Raw genomic sequence first — 639 nt, forward strand, 5'->3', positions numbered from 1 at the left:
TGACCAGTCTTGCACGCCAATTGGACTGTACTTTGTTATTAGTGACGCACAGTGAGAAAGTTGCGGCACACATGGAAGGGAAAATTCGTCTTCAAGGAGGGCAACTGCATGTTATGGCCCGTAGTTAAGGCACTACTCGGTCATTACCGTCGTTACCCACTGCAAATTATTCTCGTCTGGTTAGGCTTAACGCTTGGTGTTTCGCTTCTCGTTGGTGTTACTTCTATCAACCAACATGCGAAGCAGAGTTACGAAACAGGTGAGAAGCTTTTCTCAAACCCTCTTCCTTACCGAATTCGTACCAAACATTCTGCAAATAAAATTCCTCAAGGGTTTTACATTCAGTTGCGCCGCGCTGGTTTCAACCAATGTGCGCCTTTTGACGTCCTTCATCTGGATGCTAAAACGGACATGAACTTGATGCTCGTTGGCATCGATCCTGTCGCAATGATCCCTCTTCAGCACGGCAAGTCACTTAATGAGATGCCTGTTCTCTCCTTGATGAAGCCGCCGTATCCGATCTTGATCAGTCAAGATTTGGCGTCTTACATGAACTGGCAAGACGGCGACTTTATTGAGTTGAATGACGGCAGTCGTCTTGGCCCTGTTCAAGTGGATCAAAACAAGCTTTTATCAGGT

General features: G+C 46.5%; 2 pseudogenes. Both read left to right on the top strand.

Features of this window, described 5'->3' with window-relative positions:
• Positions 1 to 128 (top strand): annotated as a pseudogene (locus R7Q48_RS28320) (ABC transporter ATP-binding protein); the annotation flags it as partial.
• Positions 109 to 639: pseudogene (locus tag R7Q48_RS28325) on the top strand (ABC transporter permease); the annotation flags it as partial. The pseudogenes R7Q48_RS28320 and R7Q48_RS28325, both read left to right, overlap by 20 nt.

The organism is Vibrio sp. 378, assembly GCF_033339435.1.